General features: G+C 42.4%; 8 protein-coding genes and 2 pseudogenes. 4 read left to right on the forward strand and 6 right to left on the reverse strand.

Annotated features, from left to right (window positions below):
• Positions 1-344, reverse strand: a pseudogene (locus WBJ10_RS12735) (MFS transporter); the annotation flags it as partial.
• A 148-nt stretch (positions 345-492) separates the two neighbouring features.
• Between WBJ10_RS12735 and WBJ10_RS12740 the strand changes: the two are divergent.
• The 3 genes from WBJ10_RS12740 (at position 493) to WBJ10_RS12750 (ending at position 3096) form a co-directional block, all read left to right on the forward strand.
• A complete protein-coding gene (locus WBJ10_RS12740) occupies positions 493-978 on the forward strand; it encodes a DUF4442 domain-containing protein (RefSeq protein ID WP_424290869.1) in 486 nt (161 codons plus the stop codon).
• Positions 979-1062: 84 nt separating this feature from the next.
• Positions 1063-1686, forward strand: coding sequence for an RNA-binding domain-containing protein (locus WBJ10_RS12745; protein ID WP_424290871.1), 624 nt, complete (start codon positions 1063-1065; stop codon positions 1684-1686).
• Between the two features lie 39 nt (positions 1687-1725).
• Positions 1726-3096, forward strand: coding sequence for an MATE family efflux transporter (locus WBJ10_RS12750; RefSeq protein WP_424290873.1), 1371 nt, complete (start codon positions 1726-1728; stop codon positions 3094-3096).
• Here the strand turns inward: WBJ10_RS12750 and WBJ10_RS12755 are convergent.
• The 5 genes from WBJ10_RS12755 to WBJ10_RS12775 all read right to left on the reverse strand — a co-directional run bounded on the left by WBJ10_RS12755 (position 3062) and on the right by WBJ10_RS12775 (position 6336).
• A complete protein-coding gene (locus tag WBJ10_RS12755; protein WP_424290875.1) occupies positions 3062-3253 on the reverse strand; it encodes a hypothetical protein in 192 nt (63 codons plus the stop codon). The two genes, WBJ10_RS12750 and WBJ10_RS12755, sit on opposite strands and share 35 nt — an antisense overlap.
• Positions 3254-3319: 66 nt before the next feature.
• Entirely contained in the window at positions 3320-4159 is an 840-nt protein-coding gene (locus WBJ10_RS12760) for a histone deacetylase family protein (protein ID WP_424290877.1), read from the reverse strand.
• Between the two features lie 62 nt (positions 4160-4221).
• Positions 4222-5037 (reverse strand): hypothetical protein, encoded by an 816-nt coding sequence (locus tag WBJ10_RS12765; protein ID WP_424290878.1) that lies wholly within the window; start codon positions 5035-5037, stop codon positions 4222-4224.
• 215 nt (positions 5038-5252) lie between these two features.
• Positions 5253-5861 (reverse strand): DNA-3-methyladenine glycosylase, encoded by a 609-nt coding sequence (locus WBJ10_RS12770; RefSeq protein WP_424290880.1) that lies wholly within the window; start codon positions 5859-5861, stop codon positions 5253-5255.
• Positions 5854-6336, reverse strand: a complete 483-nt coding sequence (locus WBJ10_RS12775) for a GAF domain-containing protein (protein WP_424290882.1) — start codon at positions 6334-6336, stop codon at positions 5854-5856. Before WBJ10_RS12775 ends, WBJ10_RS12770 begins: the two co-directional genes overlap by 8 nt.
• A 134-nt stretch (positions 6337-6470) precedes the next feature.
• Here WBJ10_RS12775 and WBJ10_RS12780 point away from each other — a divergent pair.
• A pseudogene (locus tag WBJ10_RS12780) lies at positions 6471-6790 on the forward strand (DUF3291 domain-containing protein); the annotation flags it as partial.

Genomic DNA, 6790 nt, shown 5'->3' on the forward strand with positions numbered 1-6790 from the left:
GCAATAAATCGGATAACAGCATAGGCTGGAATGGAGGTTACAAAGCCATTGGCCAGGTTAGCCACCGAATAAAGCAGGATCGAACCAAATAATACACTTATCCGACCACGTTTATCTCCTATGATGCCCCATAAAAGACCTCCCAGCAGCATACCAAACATCTGGCTATTGATCAACATCGTTCCAACGTCGAGCAAATCAGCATCCGGGACGCCAAGTCCCTTCAGGCTTTTTACCCGAATCACAGAGAAAAGGATGAGGTCATAAATGTCAACGAAATAGCCCAGGGCAGCAACGATTATGATAAGCCTGACATTTTTCTTATTAGCAGCGATTTGATCCATGTGTTTATTTTGAGCGTTCAATCTACAAACAAAATCGAGAAACAAAAATAGGCCCATACATAAACAGGAAGTGGCCCATATGTTTCACAGATAGGTCTCATTAAATAGAATATTTTAGAAATCTCCGCCTTTTACTGATATTGCATTTATGGTAGTTTCCGAAAGTACATTAAAATGGGCCATGAGGCTTTATCCACCGCTTTTCTTCCAGCGGATATGGGTTAAGAAATTTGATAAAGGCTTCACGGGCGTACACGTTAAGATCTCAAAGAGCTTTCTGAACACCAATTACAATAACTCTATTTTCGGTGGTACCATTTTCAGCGCTTCAGATCCCTTTTACGCGATGCTATTCGATCAGGTGATGAAAAGAAGAGGCTTTAAAGTACGTGTATGGCTGAAAAGTGCTAACATACAGTATTTAAAGCCGGGACGCACAAATTTGTACTTTAAGATTACATTAAGTGAAGAAGATATTACTGAAGCAGAATTAGCGTTAAAGACTGTTGGTAAATTTGTGAAGGCATTTCCTTTGGAAATCCTAAATTCGGAAGGAGAAGTTTGCGCATCCGTACAAAACGAAGTCTATTTGCGTAACTTATTTAAGGGTGAGGAAGGCCCTGTTGCATACTAAGTTTTTGGCGAAACGCAATCTGGCCTCACAAAGAGATAATGATTTCAAATAAGGTTCATTGCTGCTTATTAAAATACTGTAAAGATGAAGATCAGGAAGCTCATTTTAGAAGGTGAAGGTGTCAGCCAGGATTTCAAAAGAAAAATAACCAGTTGTGAAAAGATTGCTAAAACCATGGTTTCCTTTGCAAACAACAAGGGTGGACGATTGCTTGTGGGGATTTCTGACGACGGCACCATCAGCGGTGTAAAATCTGAAGATGAAGAGAAATACATGCTTACAAAAGCTGCCCACTTTTATTGTAAGCCGGCCCTTGAACCTATTTTCGAAGAAGTTTATGTGGATGAGAAAGTAGTTTTAATCGTTGAGATCAGAAAAAGCGAAATGAAACCTCATTATGCCCTTGGGGAGGATAAGAAATGGTGGGTTTACATCAGGGTTAATGATAAAAGCGTACTGGCAAGCAAGATCGTAGTCGATGTTCTTAAAAGAGAAAATAATGAACATGGGGTTTTTCTGGAATATTCTTCTAAAGAAAAGGCACTATTGGAGTATCTCGATGAACATGAGCGAATTACATCCAGGGAATACAGTCACATGCTAAACCTTTCCCGCAGGCGAACCCATCGAATATTAGTCAATCTCGTGCTTTCCGGAGTGATTAGGATGCATACTACAGAAAAAGAAGAGTATTATACTGCTTCCTGATTATCTTTGCCCGCCTCCTTTCTTTCGGTATAAACCCTAATGGTAAAGCGAATTTTCTATAAGTACAAACCTCATTACCAGACAAACCTCAAACTGGCGATCCCGGTTGTGATTTCCCAATTGGGTCATACACTGGTCCACACGGCCGATAGCATTATTGTTGGCCACTTTGCGGGTACCATTCCGTTAGCAGCTGTTGCTTTGGTGAACAGCATTTTCATGGTCGTTATGGTCATTGGGATGGGCATCTCGTATGGGTTAACCCCTTTAATAGCCCAGGAAAGCGGGAGGAAGAACTTCAAAGAATGCGGAAAGCTCCTTGCTAACAGCCTGGTGATTAACGCTATAGTAGGGCTTTTACTGTATGTTCTGGTTTACTATGGTTCATTGTCCATTATCGATCGTATGGATCAATCGCCTGAAGTCGTCAGAGAAGCGAAACCCTATTTAGCCCTGCTTGGATTATCGATCATCCCCCTTATGATCTTTATGACCTTTAAACAATTTGCTGAGGGTCTGGGTTTCACGAAACAGGCTATGATAATCTCCCTTTGGGGAAACCTATTCAATATTTGCCTTGGAGTAATTTTCGTTAAAGGTTTATTTGGAATAAGCCCGATGGGCGTCAGCGGTGTGGGATGGAGTACCCTGGCCGACAGATCAATTATGGCTGTTGTGATGGCTATATACGTGATGCGATCTAAGCATTTCAAGCATTACCTTAAGTCTTACACCTTTAGAGCTGTAGATAAGGTACGTTCTTTAAATATCCTGAAGATAGGTGCCCCGGTGGCCATGCAATATACTTTCGAGGTTAGTGCTTTCAGCGCAGCCGCTATCTTCATAGGAACGATTGGAGCGGTAGAGCAAGCAGCTCATCAGGTTGCCATCAACCTCGCTTCTATGACCTACATGATGGCCGGTGGAATCTCTTCCGCGGCAACTATCAAAACCGGAAATAATTTCGGGAAAGAAGATTTCTTAAATCTGAGACTATCAGCTATCTCCAGCTATCATATTGTGCTAGGCTTTATGGCTTTAACAGCCATACTTTTTATAGGATTAAACCAATATTTGCCCTGGATATATACTTCAGATCAGTCTGTGATAGCAATTGCGGCACAGCTGCTTATCATAGCAGGGTTCTTTCAGTTATTTGACGGGACCCAGGTAGTGGGATTGGGAGTACTGAGGGGGATAGGAGACGTAAATGTCCCTACAATTATCACATTTGTCGCATACTGGATTATTGGTTTGCCCATTGGATATTATTTGGGAATATCTATGGGACTAGGCGCCAACGGAGTATGGTATGGATTAACTGCGGGACTTTTAGTTTCTTCGTGTTTACTCTTTATGAGGTTCCAGTTCTTTTCTAAGAAGCTGGTTCGGCAAGTTCGTAAAGAATAGATGTTACAGGGATCTTAATTTCATTATAGATCTGAGACTGCATCTTTTTAAGTCTGTCAACATGATCTTCTAAGCGGTCATTGATATTCATATATCTAATTAAATCGCCTGTACGGGTGTCAACGAAACGGTAACGTGTAAAGAATTGCTTTTCCATAGTGCAAATCTACAATAAATTAATTGAAAATCAGCATATTACCAAACATTAACGTATTTTTTAGAATCAGCAATAGAGTTCTCTGGCAATGCGAAATGTATTGCAGTGAGCATCAACGATATGCCTTAGTTCTGGTGAGTACCCCCCTCCCATACTTACCTGGAGTGGTATGTTGTTTTCTTGACAGAAGCTGAAGACCCGACGGTCCCTTTCTAAACACTCATCCTGTGAAAGTGCAAGTTTACCGAGTTTATCAGTAGACAGGACATCTACACCCGAAAGATAAAACATGAAATCAGGTTTGACTCTTTCACTAAGCAATTTTAATTTATCTGTGAGAATTGCCAGGTACTCCTCACCTCTTGTACCATCCTTCAATCCTATATCCAGATCTGATTTTTCCTTCCTGAAAGGGAAGTTGTTTTCCGCATGCATCGAAAATGTGAAAACCTGATTGACTTCTGAGAATATCTCAGCGGTCCCGTTACCCTGATGGACATCAAGGTCAATAATTAAAATCCGATGAACAAGCTTTGATTTTACCAGATAGGCTGCCGCAATAGCCTGGTCGTTAAGCAAGCAGAAACCCTCCCCCCAATTGGAACCAGCATGGTGCGTCCCTCCTGCTACATTAAAAGCGATTTTATGGTTAAGGGCATGCAGACTTCCTTCAATTGTACCTTGCGCAATGCGGCGTTCTCGTTCCACTAATTCTTCGCTTTGGGGAAAGCCTATTCTTCTGATTTCTGCGGCGCTTAGCTTAAGATCCCTCATACGTTCCCAGTATCCCGGCGCATGGGCTAAAAGAATAAACTCCTCGTCGATTTCCCCCGGGAGATGTAAATCTTGTGGTCTTATTATCCCTTCCCGTAAAAGCTGCTCTGGGATTAGTTCATATTTAAGCATGGGAAAGCGATGCCCTTCCGGTAATGGATGAGCGTAAATTGGATCGAATGCGGTGTAAAGGCTCAGTCTGGGCTAGTTATTGGGTGCGACTTAAATTTATTGGCTCTCAACACGCGGATCAGTAAGGTAACTACTACGATAATGAAAGCGGCCCAGGCAGCATTTATAATCTCCTGATATAAAACTTCGTCAACCTGCTGGCGCTTCAACGCGATACCGTATAAGGCCCAAAGGATGACCAATCCAAAGAAGAAATTACGGCGGACAATAATGATGAATAAAGATAGCAGCGTTGTTAGCCCTATCGAGATAATGGTCCAGTAAATCGCGGAAATGCCAAACCCATCCCATTCGACCGAAACGAGTAAGGCACTGATATTAGCTATCGTAGCCACGCAGATCCAGGCGAAATATATACTTAAAGGGAACTGGGTAAATATTTTAGTCGATAATGACCTGTCGGGATTGGCGATATGTGCCCTTACACTTATCATAATCAAGCTGATTAATTGTATGAGGATCAACAGAACAGATAAAGCTATTTGTTCGTTCACCCATGCGATTAACCAGGCAGCCGTTGCTAGAGTATTTATGATAAACAGCCAGCCAATTGCCTTAATATCCATATCAGCTTGCTCGGTATCATCAGCATTGAATGCTTTAACGATATGATAAATGCAAAATGCGACGAGTGATGCGTATATAAGTCCCCAAATCGCGAAGGTTATGGAAGCAGGTGCAAAAACTGTTTCATATTTATCAGATACCTCCCCCACGTTGAGATCGGAAAACCACTCTTGCTGTGCCAGGGATGAAATAATCAGGAGTACGGCAAGGGATATGGTGTTAAGAATCACTAAGGTTTTTGTTTTCATCATTGTTTTAAACTGTATTTATCGTGCATGAACGGTTCTTCGTTCAATAGGTTTAAATATACGAAACGTCGCTAGTGATTCTTCCCCAATATTTAGACGGAACTGCCCAAATATAAGCACTACTTGCATCCTGCCCTAGCCCTGTCTAAACAAAGCCTTCAGCGTAGGATGAAGCCGTCTTAACTATACCGTTGCTGGACCCAGGACGCATTTAGCCTTTAGATGCGCGGCCGGCTAACGTGGGCATTCCCTTTTACATAAAAACGCCATGGGATAGTTTTATACGGTCCTTCAAAGTTCATTCCAACCCGTGCCCCTGCCATCACCTCCAGATCGGAATAACTGAGGCCTTCATCTGTTAGCCAGATAGTATCTCCTTGTAAGTCTGTACCATTATGGAGCTTGGAAAGTCCCATCGCTTTAGCAAGAGCTCCGGGTCCCTGACATAGACGCTTATCATCATCGAATATAGCTCTTCGATTTCTCATAACATCAAGTCCTTCAATAGGTTCTATTGCACGTATTAAAGCTGCATGTGACATACCTTCGGTACCCGTAACGATGTTCAGCATGTCATGGATCCCATAACAAATGTACATATATGCTACTCCACCCGCTTGGTACATCATTTCAGTACGCGGCGTTTTTTTGTCCATATAGGCATGCGAACCTCTGTCGTCAGGACCGCGATAGGCTTCAGTTTCTACAATGATTCCGCCCGTAATTTTACCTCCGATTTTGGAGTAAAGGTGTTTACCAAGAAGCTGGCGGGCAACCGACACTACATCTGCCTGACTGTAAAAGTCAAGGCTTAGCTTATTATTCAAATTCAAATTTTATAAGGCCTACGATTTCAGAGAGATATTTACCGTCAGTTTCATCGAATTCATTTAGTTCCGCACTGTCAACATCCAATACGCCCACAACAACACCATGGCTCAACAAAGGGATCACAATCTCTGATCTTGAAGCCGAGCTGCATGCGATATGTCCAGGGAAAGCGTCGACATCGGGCACAATAATGGTTTTAGCCTCTGCCCACGAAGCTCCGCATACTCCTTTCCCTTTTCTGATCCGGGTACATGCAACAGGTCCCTGAAAAGGGCCCAGCACTAATTCTTCACCTTTCACAAGATAAAATCCAACCCAGAAAAAGCCAAATTGTTCTTTTAATGCCGCACAGACGTTTGCAAGGTTTGCTACCAGGTCGGTTTCGCCCTCAAGTAATGCCTGGATCTGTGGGATAAGAGATTGATATTGATCTTCTTTAGTACCCTTTAGTATCTTTAAATCTTCTGCCATGCCACAAAATTAGCATTGAAATGCATATGCTAAGCAATCGCCAGGTCAAATTCCTATGTTTTTCGTCTAAAGACCTAAAGAATAGCTTCTGATCTTTAACTTTGCGTGCACACAGGCAAAACCTTATAGATCCCATGATCGTTACTTTAACCGTTGTAAGATATAAACCCCTTCTTGTGCCATTTGCCTTGCTTGCTATGGCGATCCATCGGCTCCCACTTGCTCTGGACAAAAAATGCTCTTTTTGGAAGCTCATGGGAAGCGGGCGAAATGGCGCCTTCGACCTTAATCCGGACTGGAAACAATGGGCTTTATTAGCAGTATGGGAGACCAAGGAGGATTTTGAAAAGAGCAAATTTATTCAAACCTGGTGGAATACAATGGCTTATGAGAAATGGACCATTTTTGCAGAGCTCATAGCCAGTCACGGTAAATGGGACAATAAAGAGCCTTT

Origin of the sequence: Daejeonella sp. (assembly GCF_049655485.1) — a bacterium.
In the GTDB taxonomy this organism is placed as follows: domain Bacteria; phylum Bacteroidota; class Bacteroidia; order Sphingobacteriales; family Sphingobacteriaceae; genus Daejeonella.

Excerpts from the sequence above, each read along its gene's own strand:
- WBJ10_RS12775 (WP_424290882.1), bottom strand. The coding sequence starts at position 6,336 with ATGGCAGAAGATTTAAAGATACTAAAGGGTACTAAAGAAGATCAATAT.
- WBJ10_RS12750 (WP_424290873.1), top strand. The coding sequence starts at position 1,726 with ATGGTAAAGCGAATTTTCTATAAGTACAAACCTCATTACCAGACAAAC.
- WBJ10_RS12740 (WP_424290869.1), top strand. The coding sequence starts at position 493 with ATGGTAGTTTCCGAAAGTACATTAAAATGGGCCATGAGGCTTTATCCA.
- WBJ10_RS12755 (WP_424290875.1), bottom strand. The coding sequence starts at position 3,253 with ATGGAAAAGCAATTCTTTACACGTTACCGTTTCGTTGACACCCGTACA.
- WBJ10_RS12765 (WP_424290878.1), bottom strand. The coding sequence starts at position 5,037 with ATGATGAAAACAAAAACCTTAGTGATTCTTAACACCATATCCCTTGCC.
- WBJ10_RS12760 (WP_424290877.1), bottom strand. The coding sequence starts at position 4,159 with ATGCTTAAATATGAACTAATCCCAGAGCAGCTTTTACGGGAAGGGATA.
- WBJ10_RS12745 (WP_424290871.1), top strand. The coding sequence starts at position 1,063 with ATGAAGATCAGGAAGCTCATTTTAGAAGGTGAAGGTGTCAGCCAGGAT.